Origin of the sequence: Rhizobium binae (assembly GCF_017357225.1) — a bacterium.
Lineage (GTDB): Bacteria > Pseudomonadota > Alphaproteobacteria > Rhizobiales > Rhizobiaceae > Rhizobium > Rhizobium binae.
This window is the reverse complement of sequence record NZ_CP071604.1, coordinates 2,301,758-2,321,815: the sequence shown is the minus strand read 5'-3', so window position 1 is coordinate 2,321,815 and position 20,058 is coordinate 2,301,758. Positions and strand designations below refer to the sequence as shown.

Annotated in this window: 20 protein-coding genes and 1 tRNA gene; 11 read left to right on the top strand and 10 right to left on the bottom strand. The window is 61.7% G+C overall.

The window, feature by feature from the left end; translation table 11 throughout:
* The first annotated feature begins 99 nt into the window (after positions 1–99).
* Positions 100–807: a class I SAM-dependent methyltransferase gene (locus J2J99_RS11390; protein ID WP_168297110.1), complete on the top strand. Its 708-nt coding sequence runs from the start codon at positions 100–102 to the stop codon at positions 805–807.
* Here J2J99_RS11390 and J2J99_RS11385 read toward each other — a convergent pair.
* The 5 genes from J2J99_RS11385 to J2J99_RS11365 all read right to left on the bottom strand — a co-directional run bounded on the left by J2J99_RS11385 (position 776) and on the right by J2J99_RS11365 (position 6,455).
* A complete protein-coding gene (locus J2J99_RS11385; protein ID WP_168297111.1) occupies positions 776–1,999 on the bottom strand; it encodes a molybdopterin molybdotransferase MoeA in 1,224 nt (407 codons plus the stop codon). The two genes, J2J99_RS11390 and J2J99_RS11385, sit on opposite strands and share 32 nt — an antisense overlap.
* Positions 1,996–2,493 carry a cyclic pyranopterin monophosphate synthase MoaC gene (gene moaC / locus J2J99_RS11380; RefSeq protein ID WP_168297112.1) on the bottom strand — a complete coding sequence of 166 codons (498 nt, stop codon included), beginning with the start codon at positions 2,491–2,493 and terminating at the stop codon, positions 1,996–1,998. Before moaC ends, J2J99_RS11385 begins: the two co-directional genes overlap by 4 nt.
* A gap of 1 nt (position 2,494) precedes the next feature.
* Positions 2,495–3,307, bottom strand: coding sequence for an indole-3-glycerol phosphate synthase TrpC (trpC, locus tag J2J99_RS11375; RefSeq protein WP_168297113.1), 813 nt, complete (start codon positions 3,305–3,307; stop codon positions 2,495–2,497).
* A gap of 9 nt (positions 3,308–3,316) precedes the next feature.
* A complete protein-coding gene (trpD, locus tag J2J99_RS11370; RefSeq protein ID WP_168297114.1) occupies positions 3,317–4,333 on the bottom strand; it encodes an anthranilate phosphoribosyltransferase in 1,017 nt (338 codons plus the stop codon).
* 229 nt (positions 4,334–4,562) lie between these two features.
* Positions 4,563–6,455, bottom strand: coding sequence for a peptidylprolyl isomerase (locus J2J99_RS11365; RefSeq protein WP_168297115.1), 1,893 nt, complete (start codon positions 6,453–6,455; stop codon positions 4,563–4,565).
* Positions 6,456–6,675: 220 nt separating this feature from the next.
* Between J2J99_RS11365 and J2J99_RS11360 the strand changes: the two genes are divergently transcribed.
* Entirely contained in the window at positions 6,676–6,957 is a 282-nt protein-coding gene (locus tag J2J99_RS11360; RefSeq protein ID WP_168297138.1) for a hypothetical protein, read from the top strand.
* Positions 6,958–7,036: 79 nt separating this feature from the next.
* On the opposite strand, the gene J2J99_RS11355 is transcribed toward J2J99_RS11360, so the two are convergent.
* On the bottom strand, positions 7,037–7,291 hold the full coding sequence (locus tag J2J99_RS11355) for a GlsB/YeaQ/YmgE family stress response membrane protein (RefSeq protein WP_168297116.1): 255 nt from the start codon (positions 7,289–7,291) through the stop codon (positions 7,037–7,039).
* Between the two features lie 574 nt (positions 7,292–7,865).
* Between J2J99_RS11355 and J2J99_RS11350 the strand changes: the two genes are divergently transcribed.
* The 3 genes from J2J99_RS11350 (at position 7,866) to J2J99_RS11340 (ending at position 10,338) form a co-directional block, all read left to right on the top strand.
* Positions 7,866–8,021 carry an entericidin gene (locus J2J99_RS11350; protein WP_168297117.1) on the top strand — a complete coding sequence of 52 codons (156 nt, stop codon included), beginning with the start codon at positions 7,866–7,868 and terminating at the stop codon, positions 8,019–8,021.
* A gap of 501 nt (positions 8,022–8,522) precedes the next feature.
* Positions 8,523–9,416: a transglutaminase family protein gene (locus J2J99_RS11345; RefSeq protein ID WP_168297118.1), complete on the top strand. Its 894-nt coding sequence runs from the start codon at positions 8,523–8,525 to the stop codon at positions 9,414–9,416.
* 112 nt (positions 9,417–9,528) lie between these two features.
* Entirely contained in the window at positions 9,529–10,338 is an 810-nt protein-coding gene (locus J2J99_RS11340) for a transglutaminase-like domain-containing protein (protein WP_168297119.1), read from the top strand.
* Between the two features lie 31 nt (positions 10,339–10,369).
* Here J2J99_RS11340 and J2J99_RS11335 read toward each other — a convergent pair whose 3' ends face one another.
* Together J2J99_RS11335 and J2J99_RS11330 are read right to left on the bottom strand one after the other, a co-directional pair.
* Positions 10,370–10,594, bottom strand: a complete 225-nt coding sequence (locus J2J99_RS11335; RefSeq protein WP_168297120.1) for an alkylphosphonate utilization protein — start codon at positions 10,592–10,594, stop codon at positions 10,370–10,372.
* A 106-nt stretch (positions 10,595–10,700) separates the two neighbouring features.
* Positions 10,701–11,594 carry a LysR family transcriptional regulator gene (locus J2J99_RS11330; RefSeq protein ID WP_168297121.1) on the bottom strand — a complete coding sequence of 298 codons (894 nt, stop codon included), beginning with the start codon at positions 11,592–11,594 and terminating at the stop codon, positions 10,701–10,703.
* Between the two features lie 137 nt (positions 11,595–11,731).
* Between J2J99_RS11330 and J2J99_RS11325 the strand changes: the two genes are divergently transcribed.
* Both J2J99_RS11325 and J2J99_RS11320 read left to right on the top strand, forming a co-directional pair.
* Entirely contained in the window at positions 11,732–13,159 is a 1,428-nt protein-coding gene (locus J2J99_RS11325) for an MFS transporter (protein WP_168297122.1), read from the top strand.
* 366 nt (positions 13,160–13,525) lie between these two features.
* Positions 13,526–13,843, top strand: a complete 318-nt coding sequence (locus tag J2J99_RS11320) for a hypothetical protein (RefSeq protein ID WP_168297001.1) — start codon at positions 13,526–13,528, stop codon at positions 13,841–13,843.
* Positions 13,844–14,066: 223 nt separating this feature from the next.
* Here the strand turns inward: J2J99_RS11320 and J2J99_RS11315 are convergent.
* Both J2J99_RS11315 and J2J99_RS11310 read right to left on the bottom strand, forming a co-directional pair.
* Positions 14,067–14,156 (bottom strand) — tRNA-Ser (locus J2J99_RS11315).
* A gap of 171 nt (positions 14,157–14,327) precedes the next feature.
* Entirely contained in the window at positions 14,328–15,149 is an 822-nt protein-coding gene (locus tag J2J99_RS11310) for an Ig-like domain-containing protein (RefSeq protein WP_168297139.1), read from the bottom strand.
* A gap of 541 nt (positions 15,150–15,690) precedes the next feature.
* On the opposite strand from J2J99_RS11310, the gene J2J99_RS11305 reads away from it, so the two are divergent.
* The 4 genes from J2J99_RS11305 to J2J99_RS11290 all read left to right on the top strand — a co-directional run bounded on the left by J2J99_RS11305 (position 15,691) and on the right by J2J99_RS11290 (position 20,057).
* Complete coding sequence (locus J2J99_RS11305; protein WP_168297123.1) at positions 15,691–16,797, top strand: septal ring lytic transglycosylase RlpA family protein; 1,107 nt, start codon at positions 15,691–15,693, stop codon at positions 16,795–16,797.
* Between the two features lie 212 nt (positions 16,798–17,009).
* On the top strand, positions 17,010–18,167 hold the full coding sequence (locus J2J99_RS11300) for a D-alanyl-D-alanine carboxypeptidase family protein (RefSeq protein WP_168297140.1): 1,158 nt from the start codon (positions 17,010–17,012) through the stop codon (positions 18,165–18,167).
* Between the two features lie 191 nt (positions 18,168–18,358).
* On the top strand, positions 18,359–19,039 hold the full coding sequence (gene tmk, locus J2J99_RS11295) for a dTMP kinase (RefSeq protein ID WP_168297124.1): 681 nt from the start codon (positions 18,359–18,361) through the stop codon (positions 19,037–19,039).
* Positions 19,032–20,057, top strand: a complete 1,026-nt coding sequence (locus J2J99_RS11290; RefSeq protein WP_168297125.1) for a DNA polymerase III subunit delta' — start codon at positions 19,032–19,034, stop codon at positions 20,055–20,057. The genes tmk and J2J99_RS11290 overlap by 8 nt, the downstream gene beginning before the upstream one ends.
* Position 20,058 lies beyond the last annotated feature (1 nt).

Below are 20,058 nucleotides of genomic sequence, written 5' to 3'. Positions count from 1 at the left end.
GCTCGTCTCCGGGCGGTGGCGGCAGCCGGGGCAGGCGGCGACCCCTTAGGGCGACAGTTTCCTACTGCTTGTGTCTAAATGGGGAGGATGCAGACGACGATGAAACGCTCCGGCATGCCGCATCCCGATCCCGCCGCCTTCATTCAGGCCAATCTGCCGATATCACCGGTTCCCTCAATCCCAGAAATCCTGCTTCATATCGCGGGCCCCAGGAGCGGGCTCTGGCGGCTTGCCGGCAGCGAAGAAGGCGATCCAGCGCCCTACTGGGCCTATCCCTGGGCCGGCGGCGTCGTGCTTGCCCGCCATCTGCTCGAGTGCCCGGAAGTGGTTGCCGGCCGCCGCATCATTGATCTCGGTGCCGGCTCCGGGCTGGTTGCCATCGCGGCGGCCAAGGCCGGGGCTGTCGCCGTGATGGCGGTCGATGTCGATGCCAATGCCATTGCCGCAATCGGTCTCAACGCCGCAGTGAACGGTGTGAGCATCGTTGCGGTTGCCGCCGACATCATCGACGAGCCGCCGCCGGAGGAACTCGATCTCCTCGTGGTCGGCGACCTGTTCTACGATCCCTCACTTGCTTCACGGGTGATGGCCTTCCTGCGGCGCTGCCAGGCCGCCGGTATCGAGGTGTTGATCGGCGATCCCGAGCGCGCCCATCTCCCACACGGGGAACTCACGCGAATCGCAACCCATGGGGTTGCGGATTTCGGGGCGGGATCGGCAGACAAGGCGGTGCAGGCGGGCGTCTTTTCGCTTTCCGGGATAGCTGACGACGCAACTAAACCAGAAGGTCCGGCCGCAACAGCATGACCGGGCAGGGCGCTCCGGCTGGTAATTCCGGCGCATGCGGTGGGCGGATGATGAGGCAATCGGCTTGGGCAAATACTTTCATCAGCGAGGAGTCCTGCTTGGCGAAAGGTTCGGCCAGCCAATTGCCAGCGGCCGATTTCGAAAGTTTCGCCCTGATATAGTCCTGCCGATGGTCATTGGCACGCAGAGAGACGGCCGCCTCCACTGTTGCCTCGCGGCGCACTGGCGGCAGGGAAGCGAGCTTGCGGATCAGCGGTTCCAGGAACAGCTGCGAACAGACGAGGCTCGAGACCGGATTGCCGGGCAGACCGAGCACATGCGTTTGGCCGAAGCTGCCGACCATCAGCGGTTTGCCGGGGCGCATGGCGATGCGCCAGAAATCGAGTTGCATCCCGGCTTCGATCAGCGTCGCCTGCACCAGATCATGATCACCGACCGAAGCGCCGCCGAGCGTGACGATGACATCGGCCTCGGCGCCCCGCGCCTTATCGATCGCCGCGGTAATCCTTGCCTTATTGTCCGGGACGATGCCGAGATCGAGCACGTCGGCACCGGCCTTGCGGGCAAGGGCTGCGATACCGAACGTATTGGATGCTATGATCTGCGAAGGGCCGGGCGTGCTTCCGGGCGGCAGCAGTTCGTCGCCGGTTGCGAGGATGGCGATCAGCGGGCGTTTGAGAATCTCGACATCGGGCCGGTTCATGGCGGCGGCGACCGTCAGCCGCGGGAAATCGAGCACGGTTCCGGCCGACAGCACGGCTTCGCCTTCGACGAAATCCTGGCCGCGAGGACGCACATGCTGGCCCGGGCGAACAGGGAAACTGGTTCTGATTCCACCTTCGATCTGCTCCGCATCCTCCTGCAGCAGGACGCTGTCGGCGCCTGACGGCACAGGCGCACCGGTGAAGATGCGGACGGCTTCTCCGTGGCCGACGTTTCCGGCAAAGCCGTGGCCGGCGGCCGAGGTGCCGATGACCTTCAGCACAGCACCCGGCTCCGGCGCGTCGTCGCGGCGTAACGCATAGCCATCCATCGCCGATGCATTGAAGGGTGGCTGTGTCAGGCTCGCCGTGAGATCTGTGGCGAGGACGCGGCCCTCTGCTTCGGCGAGCGGCAGCGTCTCGGATGCTGTAACCGGCTTTGCCCGGGAAAGCAGTCGGTTCTGTGCCTCGGCGACCGGCAGAAGGTTCATTTCGCCTCCGGATGACGGAAACCGCCGGATTTGCCGCCGGATTTTTCGAGCAGCCTGACGCCGCCGATCTCCATTGCCTTGTCGGCTGCCTTGGCCATGTCGTAGATCGTCAGACAAGCGATCGAGACCGCGGTCAGCGCCTCCATCTCCACACCGGTCTTGCCGGTCAGCTTGGCCGTTGCCGTGACGCGCAGGCCGGGCAGGGCGGCATCCTCCTCGATCTCGACCGTGACCTTCGTCAGCATCAGCGGATGGCAGAGCGGGATGAGATCGGCGGTTCGTTTTGCCGCCATGATGCCGGCAAGGCGCGCTGTGCCGATGACATCGCCCTTCTTGGCATTGCCCTGGCGGATGAGCGCGAGCGTTTGCGGCGCCATCTTCACATGGCCCTCGGCGGTGGCGACGCGCACCGTCTCGGCTTTGTCGGAGACATCGACCATATGAGCCTCGCCGGAGGCATCGATATGGGTCAGACCGGGCTTTGCGCCGCTCATGTCATTCGGCCGCGACGGCGGCTTCGCCAAAGAGCAGCGCGCGGGTGGCGGCCGCCACGTCGTCCTTGCGCATGAGGCTTTCGCCGACAAGGAAGGTATTGATGTCGACGGCCTGCAGACGCTTGCAATCGGCATGGGTGAAGATGCCGCTTTCGCCGACGAGCAGCCGCTCTGCCGGCACCATGGAAGCAAGCATCTCGCTGACCGTCAGACTGACGTCGAAAGTCCTGAGGTTTCGGTTGTTGATGCCGATAAGCGGCGACGAGAGCTTCAGCGCCCGTTCCATTTCCGGCGCGTCATGAACCTCGACCAAGACATCCATGCCGAGCGAGAAAGCTTCGTCCTGCAAACGCTCCGCCTCGTCATCGGTCAGCGACGCCATGATCAGCAGAATGCAGTCGGCACCCCAGGCGCGCGCCTCATGGACCTGATAGGTCTCGAACATGAAGTCTTTGCGCAGGGCGGGCAGGGCGCAGGCGGCCCGCGCCGCCGTCAGAAATTCCGGTGCGCCGTGAAAACTCGGCGTGTCGGTCAGCACGGAAAGGCAGGCTGCGCCGCCGGCTTCGTAGGCCTTTGCCAGCGCCGGCGGATCGAAATCTGGACGAATGAGACCCTTGGACGGGCTTGCCTTCTTGATCTCGGCGATCAGGCCGAAAAGGCCAGCCTCACGCTTGGCGGTGATCGCCTGGTAAAAGCCGCGCGGCGCGGACTGCCCGGCCTGCATCGCCTTCAGGTCGGCCAGCGACACCGTCGCCTTGGCGGCGGCGATCTCCTCGCGCTTGTAGAGTTCGATCTTCTTCAGGATATCGCTCATCCGGCAATCCTAATCGATATCGTTGGAAACGGCGATGAGTTTGTCGAGGGCGAGCGCCGTCGCGCCGCTATCGAGCGAATGCGCGGCAAGCTTCATGCCGTCGCGGATCGTTTCGACCTTGCCCGAGATGACGAGCGAGGCGGCAGCATTTGCCAGCGAGACATCGCGGTAGGCGTTCTTCGCGCCACCAAGAACCGCGCGAAGTGCTGCAGCATTGGCGACGCCGTCGCCGCCCTTGATATCGGCGAGCACGCAGGGGCTGACGCCGAAGTCGGCCGGCGACAGCTCGAAGGTGCGGATATTGCCGCCCTCGAGGGCTGCAACCTTGGTGATGCCGGTCGTGGTAATCTCGTCGAGACCGTCGCCATGGACGACCCAGACGCATTCGGAGCCGAGATCGCGCATGACTTCGGCCAGCGGTACCAGCCATTGCGGCGAAAAGACGCCAAGCAGCTGGCGGCGCACACCGGCCGGATTGGAAAGCGGTCCAAGAAGATTGAAGATGGTGCGGGTGCCGAGTTCGACGCGGGACGGGCCGACATGGCGCATGGCGGAATGATGAAGCTGCGCGAACATGAAGCCGACGCTGGCCTCGGCAATGCAGCGGGAAATGATCTCGGGACCGACATCGATGTTGACGCCAAGTGCCGACAGATTGTCCGCCGCGCCTGATTTCGAACTCAGTGCCCGATTGCCGTGTTTTGCCACCGGCACACCGGCGCCGGCAACGATCAGCGCCGCCAGCGTCGAAATATTGTAGGTGCCGCTGGCATCGCCGCCGGTGCCGACGATATCGATGGCATCGGCGGGCGCCTCGACGGTCAGCATTTTCGACCGCATGGTGGTGACGGCGCCGACGATCTCGTCGACGCTTTCACCACGCACGCGCAGCGCCATCAGGAAGCCGCCGATCTGCGAAGGCGTCGCCTGGCCCGACATCAGGATGTCGAAGGCATCGCGCGCCTCGTCACGCGTCAGCGGCTCGCGGCTTGCGGCCTTGGCCAGGAACGGCTTCAGATCGGTCATAAAACCTCCCAGAGCAGGCTGCCGAAAACTCTAATGACCTTCGGCGGACATCATGCCCTAACTGTTGAATTCGGAACAGGATTCAGACTTTAGGCAAGCGCCTAAAATCATCCTGTTCTAGAGCATGATGCCGAAAAGTGTGAGCGGTTTTCGGACGACATCATGCTCTAATATCTAAATCAGAACAGGATTCAGATTTCAGGCCGACCGGGCCTAAAATCATCCTGTTCTAGCGTGCCGCGGTCTGTTCGGCGAGCGTCTGGTTGACTTGCGCGCCGTACTGCGTCTGCAGCAGGTTGACCATCTGATCGAGGATATCATCGCCGGCGGCGTTGGCCATGGCGGTGAGCTGGGCATCGCGGTTGTTCAGCACGTCGCCGGTCGGCTGGCTGTTGACCTCGGTGACCTTCATCAGGATCTGCGTCGAGGGATCGGCGCCGACAGCGCTCGCCACCGTGTCGACAGGGCCGGAGAAGGCCGCCTTGACGCCGGCGCGGCCGAGAACTGGATCGTCGGTGGAGCGGGTGATGCCGCTCTTGCTTTCGACGGCGATGCCGAGCGGCGTCGCAATGTCGGCAAGGGCGATGCCCTTTTGCGCCTCGGCCTTCAATTCCTCGGCCTTTTTGGCGAGTTCGGCCTTCTGCTGCTCCGCCGTCCAGTCCTCGACGGCTTTTTCGCGCACCTCGGCAATCGGGCGGTCGCGGTCCGGTGTGATTTCGCGGACATTGAACCAGACATAGCCGTCATTGCCGATCGGAAGCGGCGGCGCATCAACGCCGACTTCGGTCTTGAACGCTTCCCCGAGCAGCTGCTGTTTGACGGGGATATCCTTGACCTCCTTGCCGTCCTTGTCTGCACCGGTCGCGTCGACGGCATCGATGGTTACGGCCTTGAGCTTCAACTGGCCGGCGATATCTTCAAGCGTAGTGCCGCCAGCGCGCAGATCCTCAATGTGGTCGTGAACGTTGATCACTTCCTGCGAGGCGTTGGAAAGCGCCAGCTGCTTGCGGATCTCCTCCTTCACCTCGTCGAAATTCTTCGTCGTTTCCGCCTTGATGTTGGTGATGCGCAGGATGACGGGACCGAAAGAACCGTCGACAACCGGCGTCGTGCCACCGTCTTTCGAAACCGCGAAGGCGGCATCGGCGACGGCCTGGTCGGGAACCTTGTCCTTGGTGAATTCGCCAAGCATCACGTCGCTTGCCGTCTTGCCCTGGTCGGAGACCAGCTGATCGAAGCTGGTGCCGCTCTTCAGCGCGGTTTCGGCGGCTGCGGCAAGATCCTTGCTGGTGAAGGTCAGCTGCTCGATAGTGCGGCTTTCCGGCGTGCGGTAGCTGTCCTTGCCCTTATCGAAGGCCTCGCGGACCTGGTCGTCGGTGACGGTCGCAGCATCGGCGATATCCGCCGGCTGCAGCTTGAGATAGGCGATCTTACGATATTCCGGTGCGCGGTAACGCTGCTTGACGCCCTCGAACCAGGCGGCCAGGACGTCATCGGCCGGCGCCTTGATCGGCTCGATATTCGCGTTGGTGAGCAAGAGGTAGTCGACACTGCGGCTTTCATCGCCGTAAAGCTTCATCGCGTCGATCAGCGTCTTCGGCGCAGTGAAGCCGTTGGAAACCGCGTCGACGATCTGGCTGCGGACGGCGACCTTGCTGCGCTCCTTGATGTAATCGTCCTGGCGGATGTTGGCATTGCGCAACCGCGAGACGAACAGCTCGCGGTCGAACTGGCCGTTGACGGCCTTGAAAGCCGGATCATCGCCGATCAGCTGGGCGAGGCGATCCTCTGACAGGCCGAGATTCATGTCTTCGGCGAGCTGGTCGAGCGAAGCGCCCGCGATGAGCTGGGAGAGGACCTGCTGTTCGACGCCGAAGGCACGGGCCTGTTCCGGGGTGAGGCGCATGCCGAATTGCTGGCCGAGGCTTGCCACTTGGCGTTGATAGGCGAGGTGGAACTCGTTGACGCCCACATGCTGATCGCCGACGGTCACGACCGTGGTGCTGCTGCCGCCCGATATCAGCTCACGCGATACGCCCCAGATGCCGAAGGAGGCCACAAGGAGAAGCAGGAGCAGCTTGGCAACCCAGGTCTGAGCAGCTCTTCTCAGAAAATGGAACATGGAAACGCAAACCTCGCAGTATTCATTGACCCGCGCGCGGGCAGACATTCGACGTTCCTTAGAACAAACCCAACAGGAAATGAAGGGTTTGTCACGCGAAAAGCTGCGTAGAGAGGCGGTGGCGATGCAAGGCGTTGACAGCCAACAAAAGTCGGGCTTCGGCGGAACCTTTCGGGCCGTCATTTCGTTGAAGCGGCATCCCATGAAACAGGAGCAGACCATGGCAGATTTGAAAACCGCTTCCGCCGAATCCACCGCTGCGCGCGTCAAGGCGGATCTTGCAGCAGACGATCTGTCGGCGCAGGTCACGGCACTCCGTGAAGATCTGTCTAGACTGACGGAGAGCGTGCGGGCGCTGGGACAGGGGGCGAAGTCGGTGGTGACGGACGAAGCTTCGCTGATGACGGAACGGCTGCGCGACAAGGTTCGCGAAGAGCCGATCATGGCGCTCGCAGTGACGGCGGGCATCGCCTATGTTTTCGGCCTGCTGAGCCGCCGCTGACACGGAATTCGAAACAGAAAAAAGCCGGACGCAAAGCGCGCCCGGCTTTGAGTCATGTCTGATCGTTATGTCTGCGCCATCAGCGACGGATGGCGCGGCCGATGAAAATAAGAAGGCAGGCACCGATGAAGCCGGTGATCAGGTAGCCGAGCCAGCCGGCCAGCGGCTGAATGTGCAAGATACCGAGGATCCAGTTGGCGACGATCGCGCCGACGATGCCAAGCAAAATGTTCATGAGCACGCCCATGCTGCTGCTCATGACTTTTTCCGCCAGCCAGCCGGCGATACCGCCGATGATGATGGCTGCAATCCAACCCACGCCTGCACCTTCCATGGTCATCCCTCCTGGTAAACCGACTCGCAGGAAAGCACGAAACCGCAGAAAGTTCCACTGCTGGAGGAACTTAGGCGATTTACGGCTGCAGCAGGGTGACGGGTGTTTCGAGCAGGTAGGCGATCAGCTGGAACAGCAGGCCAGCCGCAGCAAGCATTGCGAAGCCGAAAGGCATGATCAGGCTTTTGCTAAACATTCTTTCCTCTCCCCTTTGGAGTAAAGAATAAGCCTAAGCGCGAGCGACACAAGGTTATTGTTAATGAATAGTTAAGAATGATATTTAAATAAAAGTATAACTACTACATACGTGGTAGGGTTTCCCGATTTGATATAAGCGTAAATACACGGTCTACTGGTGGTTCTTGCGCCAATCCTCAAGCAGTGCAACGGCCCATGGAGTTTTTGTCAGGCGTAACCTAGATCAGTGTGGGAATGGGCGCCGGAACTTGCCCCGATCTGGTGCAGTTGGTTGAGCTCTTCGGCTGGCTGCCGCTTTCATGTCCTGAGCGGCGGATTGATTTTGGCGCCGACTGCATCATTTTTCATGCAGGTCGCCTCCATCCGGGAAAAAACAATGTCAAAAGCTGCTGTCGCCTTCGCCTGCCTCTCCCTGCTGACGCTTTCCGCCTGCGGCAATACCGCGTACGGACTGAAGAAGGATGGACAGGAGGCCAGCCACGCAATGGACGACGCGACGCATCGGGTGCTTTCGGCCGGCGCCAAGAAGTAGCGGCAGCAGCGAAACGCGCGCCGTCGCCGAGCAGCCGAGCGTGCATGAAAAAAGCCCGCCTGGGGTGAGGCGGGCTTGGCATAACAGAGAGAATAGACGGATGGAAACCGTCTCGACTAATACAGCATTTCCTTAAGCGTTTGACATTGCGTCATTCGACGTAATCGCGACCGACAGATTGCGGCCGCGACCGCCAGGATCGGTTTTAGAAGTTGCCCCAATTCTGGGCGCGGGCACGGGCGCGAATAATCCGATATTCGCGACCGCCATAGAGCGAACCGATGGTCAGCAGAAGCGTCAGAACGTCCCAGATGATGTGCATGTTATCCTCTCAGCTTGAACGGCTCTGCCGTCGATCGGTGAAGGTACAATAGCAATCTTTCAAACCTGCTTATATGACAAGAAATCGGGATAGGCGGGGAAGCGGGAAGGGCGCTTCATGAGGAGACGGAGTCGCCATCTTGGGAGCAGTAAGGTGAATAGATCAGCCGGTGGCGGGCCATGACAATTTTCTCCGTCCGCCACATCACGGCCTATCGTTACCGCAGGGAGGTCGATTTCGGCGAGCATCGTCTGATGTTCCGGCCGCGCGACAGTTTCGACCAGCGGCTGATCGAAGCGTCCCTGACGACCTATCCGGAGCAAAGTCATGTGCGCTGGATCCACGATGTTTTCGGCAATTGCGTGGCGCTCGTCGATTTTTCGCGGCCGTCGTCCGAGCTTCGTTTCGAAACCTGGATCACGCTCGACCATACACCCCAGCTCGCCCCGGATATTCGAATCGACGAGGCGGCGCTCACCTATCCCTTCTCCTACGACAAGGACGAAATCGCCGATCTCGCGCCGGCGATGCAGCGCCATTATCCCGATCCGGGCGATGAGATCGGCCGCTGGGCGCGCCGGTTCGTGCGCCTGGGGCACCCGACCGAGACCGGGCACCTCTTGATGACGCTCTGTTATGCCATTCGGGAAAGCTTCGTTTATGCGCGGCGCCAGGAACATGGCACGCAGACACCGCTTGAGACCTTGCATCTGCGCTCCGGCACGTGCCGGGATTTCGCGCTTCTGATGATGGAGGCAGCACGTACGCTCGGCCTGGCAGCGCGATTCGTCAGCGGCTATGTTTACGTTCCCGATCGGGACGGCTCCACCGTGCTCGGTGGCGGCTCCACGCATGCATGGTGTCAGGTCTATCTTCCCGGGGCCGGGTGGGCGGAGTTCGATCCGACCAATGGCATCGTCGGCAACCGCGATCTCATTCGCGTGGCCGTTGCCCGTGATCCGCGCCAGGCAATTCCATTGAGCGGCAGCTATGACGGCGACGGGTCGGATTTCGACAGCATGACGGTGCAGGTCAACGTGACCACGCGGCAGGCGTGGATTAAAGAGGGGTGATGGTGGATCGCCCGCGGTTCAATGACAGGTGCGCCGCCTGCTGGAACCGGGCAGCGAGATTGGCGTTCCATACTCACCTTCGCCGATGCGGGGAGAGCACGAGGAAGCCACAATGAAGATACGCGCCGGGTTTCATCTGGGCTATGAGTGCATCCAGCCGACGCCGATGCTGCTGGTGCTCAACATTCACCCCTCCCGTCGTGCCGATCTTTTGAGCGAGCAGGTCCTGACATTCGACCGGCCAATCGACGCCTGGGAATATACCGACAGTTTCGGCAATGCCTGCAGCCGGATTGTCTCTCCGCCCGGGCTGACGACGATTTCGACGCGGTTTGAGATCTACGATACCGGGCAAGCCGACGTCGTGCCCACCGAGGCCGTGCAGCACGCGATCAAGGACCTGCCCGACGAGGTGCTCGTCTTCCTGCTTGGCAGCCGTTACTGCGACACCGACAGGCTCTCGGATTTTGCCTGGGAAACTTTTTCATCGACGCGGCTCGGCTGGGCGCGCGTGCAGGCGATCTGCGACTTTGTGCACAACCACATCACTTTCGACTACCAGAAGGCCGACGTTCTCCGGACTGCGCATGGCGGTTTTACCGACAAAAGCGGCGTCTGCCGTGATTTTGCCCATCTCGCCATCGCGCTTTGCCGGTGCATGAATATTCCTGCCAGATATTGCACGGGCTATCTCGGCGATATCGGCGTTCCAGCCGATCCCAATCCAATGGATTTCAGCGCCTGGTTCGAGGTCTTTCTCGGCGGTCATTGGCATACGGTCGATGCCCGGCACAACACTCCGCGGATCGGCAGGATATTGATGGCGACCGGTCGCGATGCCACCGACGTCGCCATGTCGACGGCGTTCGGCCCTGCAACACTCTCCCGCTTCGAAGTGGTCACCGAGGAAGTGGCGGAATAGACACTCAGGAGGAGCCGCCGGCGAGCAAAGCCTAAGCCTTTTTCAGGAATTCCGTTCTCAGCACGAGGCCCTTGACCTGCTTGGTGTTGCACTCGATCTCGCCGGGATTGTCCGTCAGGCGAATGCCCTTCACCAAAGTCCCGCGCTTCAGCGTCTCTGAGGTGCCCTTGACCTTGAGGTCTTTGATGAGAGTCACGGAATCGCCGTCGTGAAGCTGGCTTCCGTTGCTGTCCTTTACGATAATGTCCTCGGCCATGATGTCCTCACTTGCTAATACGGGAGGGGAAATCACGGCGGCACAGGATAGTCAACCGCCGTCCCCCGGATAGTCCGATCCGACCTCGGCCTCGCGGGCTCTCCCGTCACGTCGCTGCGCAGACGTCACGAACGCAGTTGCGCAGCCAGCGATGCGCGGGATCGGCTTCCATTCGGGGGTGCCACAGCAGTGAAATCGTCAGCTCCGGCGTCGGGACGGGAAGCGGGAAACTGTGCATTCCCACCCGCAAAGCGACGGTGTGCCGTTCGGGAACGCTGGCAATAAGGTCGGAGGCACGGGCGAGCGCCAGCGCTGTGGAAAAACCGCCGACGATGGTGGCGACCTGCCGGTCCAGCCCGAGCGCGTTCAGAGCGTCGTCGATCGATCCCTTGTCGAGCCCGCGTCGGGAGACGGCGATGTGACCGCCAGCTGTGTAACGGGCGGGCGTGATCTCGTCCCGGCAAAGCGGATGTCCGATGCGCACGACGCCGATGAAACGGTCGCGGAACAAGGCCTGCGTCCGCACCTCCGGTCCTATCGTTTCGTCGACGACACCGGTTTCCAGATCGACGCTTCCATCGCGCATCGGCGTGCTGTCCTTGTCCGGTTTCTGAACGAAGCGCAGCCGCACGCCGGGCGCTTGCCCGCTGAGGTGAGCAATGAGACCGGGGCCGAAGCTTTCGGCAAAGCCTTCGCTGGCGCGCAGTGTGAAGGTTCGGACGAGCCGGCTGATATCAAGCGCCTCGGCCGGCCGCAGCACCGCCCGGCCATCTTCGACGATCCGGCCGACCTGCTCGCGCAGCTCGACCGCCCGCGGCGTCGGGACCAGGCCGCGGCCGGCGCGCACCAGCAGCGGATCGCCCGTGGCTTCGCGCAATCGCGCCAGTTGCCGGCTCATCGCCGACGGGCTGAGACGCAGCCTCTCGGCGGCACGGGCAACGCTGCCTTCGGCAAGCAGGACATCAAGGGTGACAAGCAGGTTGAGATCAGGTGTCGACATGCATGCGAGTGTAACATGCTTTCCCATCATGTGGCGTCAAACGCATGGATGAACTGCAAATGCTGCGCCTTCCGCCATGGCAACGACAAGACTAGGTTTCGTGAGCTCCATTTTAGGAGCGCGAAACGGAGGTCAAAGTGAAGCCGATCATTGCAGAACACGGCGCGGCGGGCGTCGAACGCCCGACATCCGTCCGCTGGACGCTCGCCAGTCTTTCGCTCTCCATGCTGCTGCCGTCACTCGGCACCAGCATCGCCAATGTCGGCCTGCCGGCCCTGGCGCGGGCATTTAATGGCTCCTTCCAGGACGCGCAGTGGATTGTGCTGGCCTATCTCCTCGCCATCACCACTCTGATCGTGAGCGTCGGGCGGCTCGGCGATTTGACCGGCCGCAGACGGCTGCTGCTTATCGGCATCCTGCTTTTCACGCTGGCGTCCGTCCTGTGTGCGATCGCGCCAGCGCTCTGGCTGATCACGGCTGCGCGAGCGGTGCAGGGCATCGGCGCGGCGATCATGATGGCTCTCACCGTGGCGTTTGTCGGCGATACGGTACCGAAAGCGAAAACCGGCAGCGCCATGGGGCTGCTCGGAACCATGTCGGCGATCGGCACCGCTCTCGGTCCGTCGCTCGGCGGCGTTCTGATCGCGGGGCTTGGCTGGCCGGCGATCTTCCTCGTCAACGTGCCGCTCGGCGCCGTCACCTTCGCTCTCGCCTATCGTTTTCTGCCTGTCGATGCCAAGATCGGAAAAACGCAGCAGTCCGGCTTCGACATGGCCGGCACTGTGCTGCTTGCCGCGACGCTTTCAGCCTATGCGCTGGCAATGACGATCGGCCGCGGCAGCTTCGGGCCATTGAACCTGGTCCTGCTGGCGGCGACCGTCTGCGGCGCCGGCCTCTTCATCTTCGTCTCAGCGAGGACGGCCTCGCCGCTGATCCGATTGGCGGTGTTCCGCAATCCCGTGCTGAGCGCCAGCCTGGCCACGAACGCGCTGGTCTCGACTGTCATGATGGCGACCCTGGTGGTCGCGCCCTTCTATCTCTCCCGTGCGCTCGGCCTCGGCGAGGCTGCCGTTGGCGCAGTCATGTCCATCGGCCCGGTTATCTCCATCCTGAGCGGCATTCCGGCCGGTCGCCTGGTTGATCGGCTGGATGCGCGATTCGTGATCGCCGCGGGACTCGTCGCCATGGTGACAGGCGCCACGGCACTTGCCCTGCTTCCCGGCATTGCCGGCTACATCGCCGCCATCGTCATTCTCACGCCCGGTTATCAGCTATTCCAGGCGGCGAATAACACGGCCGTCATGGCAGATGTCGCTCCCGACCAGCGCGGCGTCATCTCGGGGACGCTCAACTTGTCGCGCAATCTCGGGCTGGTCACCGGCGCATCCGTCATGGGGGCTATATTCGCGCGAGCATCGGCGACATCGGACATCGCCGGCGCGCCTCCCGAGGCCGTTCATCTCGGCATGCAGATCACTTTTGCCGTCGCCGCCACATTGATCGCCGTCGCACTCGCCATCGCGGTCGGGACTTGCCGTCTTGGCCGAGCGCCCGCGGGGCATTGAGGCCGGACGGGGAGGCACATGGATCACTTCCCCGGCCCGTCGCCCTTCGAGCCAAACCGACCAAGGTCCGATCCGACCCGGACTTCGTGCCGATACCAAACTCGCGGCTGCCGCAATAGGTTTTCGCCGCGGGGCAGAATTGCGGAGTCTTACAGCAGTGACGAAAATAATCGTTTTGGGAATGATACTGACGCCGGTGATCTTCTGGGGTTCGATCGGCGTCTGGGTCTATTCGCTCTTATCGTGAGGGGACCGCACCGAATGGGGATGATTGAACCGCGCGTGGGCGTGATCCCATATCCTCATGCACTTTCACCGCCGCGCTCAGCCTTTATTTTGCGGGATTTGGCGCCTTGACGATACCGCTTGGATGGCGCCGATGAGATTTCTCGCTGCCGCCTCAAGGCTGCCGGCTCTCCTGGCTTGTTCGACCGACTTGATATCCGGAAGATCGCCTTCGACATGAAGCCTTGGCTGCAGGAGGAAGGCGTCACTGACGAGCAGCTTAGGGGAGGCGGTTGTATTGAGCAGTTCGGCCAGGTGCTTGTGATGAACTGCCAGCATGACAAAGCGGCAGTAGCCACAGTACGGTCTTGGATAAAAAGAAAGGTCGGCGCGAATGGTCGCGCCAACCTTTCTTTGATTGCATCAGCACGGTGCCAGTACATCCGTGGTCACCAGTAGAAGCTATCGGATAGCTTGAATCTATGCGCCTTGTGAATTTATGCAAGGAGTAGGGGGTGCCGATTTCGGGTTAGGCGAGAGAGCGTGCCGGATAACTTCACCACGACAAACGCACCGCCCACCTCACCAGCTGGTGATTTCTTCCGCCTGCATTCGGTCTCTTGGGGGCATGCCTCAAGACCGCCGCATCGGGCGGCTGAACGCCGGCACCTAAAATGGGAAATGGCGGAAGAGGTGGGATTCGAACCCACGGTACGGTTTCCCGCACGCCGGTTTTCAAGACCGGTTCCTTAAACCACTCGGACACTCTTCCAAGTAATTGAGAAGCTGTAAGAAATTCCGTTTTGGGATTTCTGGTGCATCGGTGGTTTCTGCCGATTTGCTGCCCATTCACTCACAGGCCGGCTTTTTAGCAGCTTTGACCGCAGCGTCAACTTGTTCTGCAGAGAGAAGCGGCTTTGACAGCCGCTTCTTTCTGCCGTCGTCAGACGAGGACGCTGAAGTTGTCAAATGCGAGCTGCGGAAAGCCCGTCGGCTCCACATCGGGTTGAATATCGAAGCGGATGAAATCGACTGCACCCAAGGCTGCCAACGAAATGTGCTGGCCATCGGCAATGGTATCGCCATAAACCGTCAGCGACAGCTCGCTCACCTTGTTGCCATCGATATAGCCTTCGAACGTCACAAGAGCATCGACACCTTGATAGGCCGGGTCGAAAACCGTCGCGACGTCGACACCCTCCACCGTGAAGAGCTTGCCGTCAACGCGATCGAAGAACGGATTGTAAGGGTTGGTGACGACGTATTCGTTGCCACCGGATTCGGCGACCGTCCACAGATTGCCGTCGAGCTTGTCGCCAAACTTGAAACCGGAATAGCCCGAGGCGATATCCGGCTGCCCCGGATATTCCGTGGGCGCGTTCTCGAAATCGATGGAATACAGCCCTTGCGGAGGCGTATGCACGCCGATGTTGAGATTGGCGACATCGGTGCCGCCTTTTCCATCGGAGATCTTGAAGGAGAATTTTTCGGCGAAGACCTGGCCGGACTCGAGGCTTGCGGGATCAGTAACCGTGTAGCTATAGCCGCCATTGCTCCAAATCGTCAGCGTTCCGTGCTCGCCTTCGATGGTCAGAGATCCGGGCTCGCCCGTCTTATTGGGGATTCTTATTCCATTGACGAACTGAACCTGAAGCAAGTCGCCGTCGGGATCCGAGGCGTTGTCGAGAAGGTTTCCTTCAATTGCTTCCGCTGGCGCGTAGTCGTGGATCGACACGTCAGGCACTGCTGGCTTGTGATTTGCCATAGCTCGTCTCCCTAAAGATGAGCGTGGAAAGGACGCCGGGCGACGACCCGAACGCCGCAAATAAAGTTTCTACTCCACTTTGAGTCAAGTAACAAACTACACGCCACAAGGGAGCGGTTACCCTCGTTACCGTCGCGAGCCGGACCGAGCTGGGTGAAAAGCAACCTGCGCAACTACCCTGAGATGAAAGCTCGAACTCCAGCGGAGATTGGCGCAGGGTGGCCGTTAACCTTCATGTCGCAGCTGTTTCGCTCTGGGGCATCCCAGGCGCCGAAAGCTGGCTTTGAAGTCGCCAAATGATCCGCATCGGCACGCCCATTGCCGTTTTGGCTGCGGCCAAAGAAGGGCGGGCGGCAGCCTTGGATTAGTAATTTGTAAACCATAATGATTGGAATTGTCGCTATCGCTTCGAAAACATTCGTAAATTCGCCACGAACCTAGCAAGATTAAAGTCTCGTTAGGCGGGTGGGCATAAGGCGTTATTGGCCCGAGATGGGGCAAGATTGCTTAACCATAACGATCTTTGAGCGGCGTGGGACATATGACATTGGGATACGGGGCGGCGTCTTTCGCCACGACAGCGCGATGGCTGGCGATATCGGCGATGTGTGCGACGGTTGCGGCGTGTGGCACGACACAGGCCGTTCCGAAAAAGAGAGCCCACGGCAAAGAGTATTTCTCCGAATCCGAATATGGCGTGAAGGCCAGCCCCCGCGTCGCCACCGGCAATAACATCCCGAAGGGTGGCGGCCGCTACATGGTCGGCAATCCTTATGTGGTGAAGGGCAAGTGGTATTATCCGAAGGAAGATTTTTCCTATAACAAGGTCGGCATCGCTTCCTGGTACGGTTCGGCCTTTCACGGACGCTTGACGGCGAACGGCGAAGTCTACGACCAGATGCATCTCTCCGCAGCGCATCCGACCTTCCCGCTGCCGAGCTATGCGCGCGTCACCAATGTCGAGAACGGCTCCTCGATCATCGTGCGCGTCAACGATCGTGGTCCCTACCACGAAGGTCGCATCATCGACCTTTCGAACAAGACGGCCGACATGCTCGATCTGCAGCACAGCGGCACCGGCAAGGTGCGCGTGCAATATGTCGGTCGCGCTCGCATGGACGGCCACGACATGCCCTATCTGATGGCTTCCTACGTGCCTAAGGGTAGCCGCATCCCCGGCGTCAATCCGGAAGGGCAGATTGCAAGCGGCGTCATGGTTGCCTCCAACAGCCGCAAGATTACCCGCGATCAGCTGCAGAGCGCGGAAGATTACCAGCCGCAGCCGGCCAATGTGCCGGTGCCGGTGTCGGCGACCTCCTATGCGGGCTCGACGCCGAGCGCACGCTACAATGCGGCACCCGCGCTTGCCCCGGCCGCCCATGTCCTGGTGGCGCCACCGGCTCCGTCCTCCAACGCCGCGCCGGCCTTCGATCAGGTGGTCGTGCTGCCGGAGATCGGTCCCATGCCCTATGAGCGGCCCTATGGCGGCTCGCAGCCTTCCCTCGCGCTCGGCTTTCAGAACGAGGACGTGAAGACGGTGACGGTCGATCTCGCCTTCGACGCGGTGATGGTACGCAATGACGGGCTGACGCAGGCCTCGATCCTTGCCGCGGCCAAGCGCCAGCAGGCAAAATCCGCGGCGCGCTGAGCAGGGCGATTGCATCGGATTTCGCGGCGCTCTAACCTTCTCCAAAATGTCGTCGAGGGATGGGAATTGCGATGCTGAGGCCTGTGCTTGTCCTTCTGGAACGGTTGCGCTTTTCGCCGAAGCGCAGAACCGCTCTAAGCTTTTGTCTTGCTGCAATTCCGGAGGAAAAGAAACCGAGCCGTGATTTCGCCGCAGTTGCTCTTGCATGCCTGATGCCGCTCGCCGCAAGTGCGCAGCCAGCCGATGGGAGCGCTGCAGGTTTCGCCACCAAGGCGGCGCAGGCCTATATGATCGAGGCATCCACCGGCACGGTGCTTCTCGCCAAGAACGAGGATCAGGGCTTTTCGCCGGCTTCGCTCGCCAAGCTGATGACGATGGATCTCGTCTTCGAGGCGGTCACCAAGGGGCAGATCACGCTCGATACCGAATATCCCGTTTCCGAATATGCCTGGCGCACCGGCGGCGCGCCGTCGCGGACGGCGACGATGTTTGCGGCACTGAAATCGCGTGTGCGCGTCGAGGACCTGATCAAGGGCATCGCCATCCAGGGTGCCAATGACAGCTGCATCATCCTCGCCGAGGGCATGGCCGGAAGCGAGCAGCAATTCGCCGAATCGATGACGCGCCGCGCCCGCGAAATCGGCATGGAGAAGGCGGTGTTCGGCAATTCAACCGGCCTTCCGGATGGCAAGAGCACAGTGACGGCGCGCGAGATGGTGACGCTTGCCGCCGCTCTCCAGCAATCCTATCCCAATCTCTATCCCTATTTTGCCCAGCCGGATTTCGAGTGGAACAGGATCTTCCAGCGCAACCGCAACCCGCTGCTCGGGCTCGATCTCGGCGCTGACGGACTTGCGACGGGCTTTGCCGAGGGTGAGGGGTATTCGATCGTCGCCTCGGTTCAGCGCGACGGACGGCGGCTGTTTCTGGCGCTCGCCGGAATCGCCTCCGACAAGGAGCGGACGGAAGAGGCAAAGCGGGTGCTCGAATGGGGTCTGACGGCCTTCGAGAACCGGCAGATATTCGCCGAGCATGAAGTGATTGGCGCAGCCAGCGTCTATGGCGGCGCGGCGCGCAGCGTCGACCTTGTCGCCAAAGCGCCGGTCAGCGTCTATATTCCGGTCAGCAATCCCGACCGGCTGTCGGCGCGCATCGTCTATCACTGGCCGCTGACAGCGCCGGTGCAGCCGGATTATCAGGCTGGCACGCTCAGGATTTTCGCCGGCAGCCGGCTTCTCAGGGAAGTGCCCCTCTATACCGCGCAGGCGGTTGGCGAAGGCTCGCTCAGCAGCCGCGCGGTCGATGCCATGCTCGAACTCGGCGAATCACTGTTTTTCTCCTGGCTCTGGGACAAGTCCGCCGCCGGCTGAAGCTGCTGTCGCCAAGGGGCTGTGGTGTCCCCCCGCCACATGTCCAAGGCTTGAACGCCTGGCCTTCTGATACAATTTGCCGGGGAAGGCGGTTATGTCGCCGCGGCGAAAGGTTTTCCTTCCTGATGTCTTCGGATAGATAGAATAGGCAGGGCGCGCGCGTGCGGCGCCCGGAATGCGGGAAGCTGTCATTGTCATCCGGTACGGGATTGTTCGTTACGTTTGAAGGCGGGGAAGGCGCGGGCAAATCCACGCAGATCCGCCGCCTCGCCGAGGCGCTGAAAGGCGAAGGTCAGGAGGTGCTGGTGACGCGGGAACCGGGCGGGTCGCCCGGCGCCGAGGCGGTGCGCCACGTGCTCTTGTCAGGAGCTGCCGAGGCCTTCGGCACGCGGATGGAAGCGATCCTTTTTGCCGCTGCGCGCAACGACCATGTCGAAGAGGTGATCCGGCCGGCGCTTGCCGCCGGCAAGATCGTGCTCTGCGACCGCTTCATGGATTCCTCCCGCGTCTATCAGGGGATCACCGGCAATCTCGAACCCGATTTCATCGAGACACTGCAGCGCGTCGCCATCAATGGCGTCGTGCCGGATTGCACCTTGATCCTCGACATTCCCGCAAAGGTCGGCCTGGAGCGGGCGCAGAAGCGCAGCGCAGCCGAAGCGCCCGACCGCTTCGAGAAGGAGCGGCTCGAAACCCACGAGAAACGGCGCGAAGCCTTTCTCGATATCGCCGCGCGGGAGCCGGAGCGCTGCCACGTGGTCAACGCCATGCAGACGGAAGAGGCGATCGCCGCCGAGATCCTGGCGATCGTCAGCCAACTCATGTCGCCCGCAGACCGCTCCCGCATGCCGGAAGCCGCCCATCATGAGTGAGGACAGGCCGGGACTGCTCGACGGCGCCATCTGGCCCGCGGCGAACACCAGATTATTTGGGCATGAGGAGGCCGAAGCCTTCCTCGCGCAGTCCTACCGATCCGGCAAGGGCCATCACGCCATCCTGATCGAAGGACCGCAGGGCATCGGCAAGGCGACGCTCGCCTTCCGCTTCGCCAACCATGTGCTTTCGCATCCCGATCCGGCGACGGTGCCGGAGACGATTGGCGATCCGGATCCTGACTCTGCCGTCAGCCGGCAGATCGTCTCCGGCGCCTCGCACAATCTCCTGCATCTTGCCCGGCCGGTGGACGAAAAGACCGGCAAGGTGAAATCGGCGATAACCGTCGACGAGGTGCGCCGCGCCGGGAAGTTCTTCTCGCAGACGTCAGGCACCGGCAACTGGCGGATCGTCATTATCGACCCGGCCGACGACATGAACCGCAATGCGGCCAACGCCATTCTGAAGATTCTCGAGGAACCGCCGAAGCGGGCGCTGTTTCTGGTGCTCTCGCATGCGCCGGGTCGGCTGCTGCCGACGATCCGCTCGCGCTGCCTGCCGCTGAAACTGTCACCGCTTTCAGACGATGCGCTCGTCGCGGCGCTTGCCCATCTCGGCATAGCGGGCGAGCGCGGGGCGGTGCTTGCGGCGGCCAAGGGCAGCGTCGGCGAGGCGCTGAAACTCCTGAACTATGGCGGCGGAGAAATCATCGCGGCCTATGACGAGGTGCTTTCCGCCGAAGGGCCGGCGGCCCGCAAGGCGATGCACCGGCTGGCCGATGCGCTGTCGGGAAAGGAAAGCGACACCATCTTCGATTTCTTCGTCAGCCATGTCGGTGACGACATCATGAACCGTGCGCGTGCGGCAGCGGGCGAGGGCGAAATCGCCGCCGCCGAGCGACTGGCGCGGCTCTATTCCGACATCACCGAGCGGCTTGCCGTTTCCAATGCCTATAATCTCGATCGCAAACAGACGATCATCAGCATTCTCGCGGATATCATGCAGCCGGGTCGGTAGC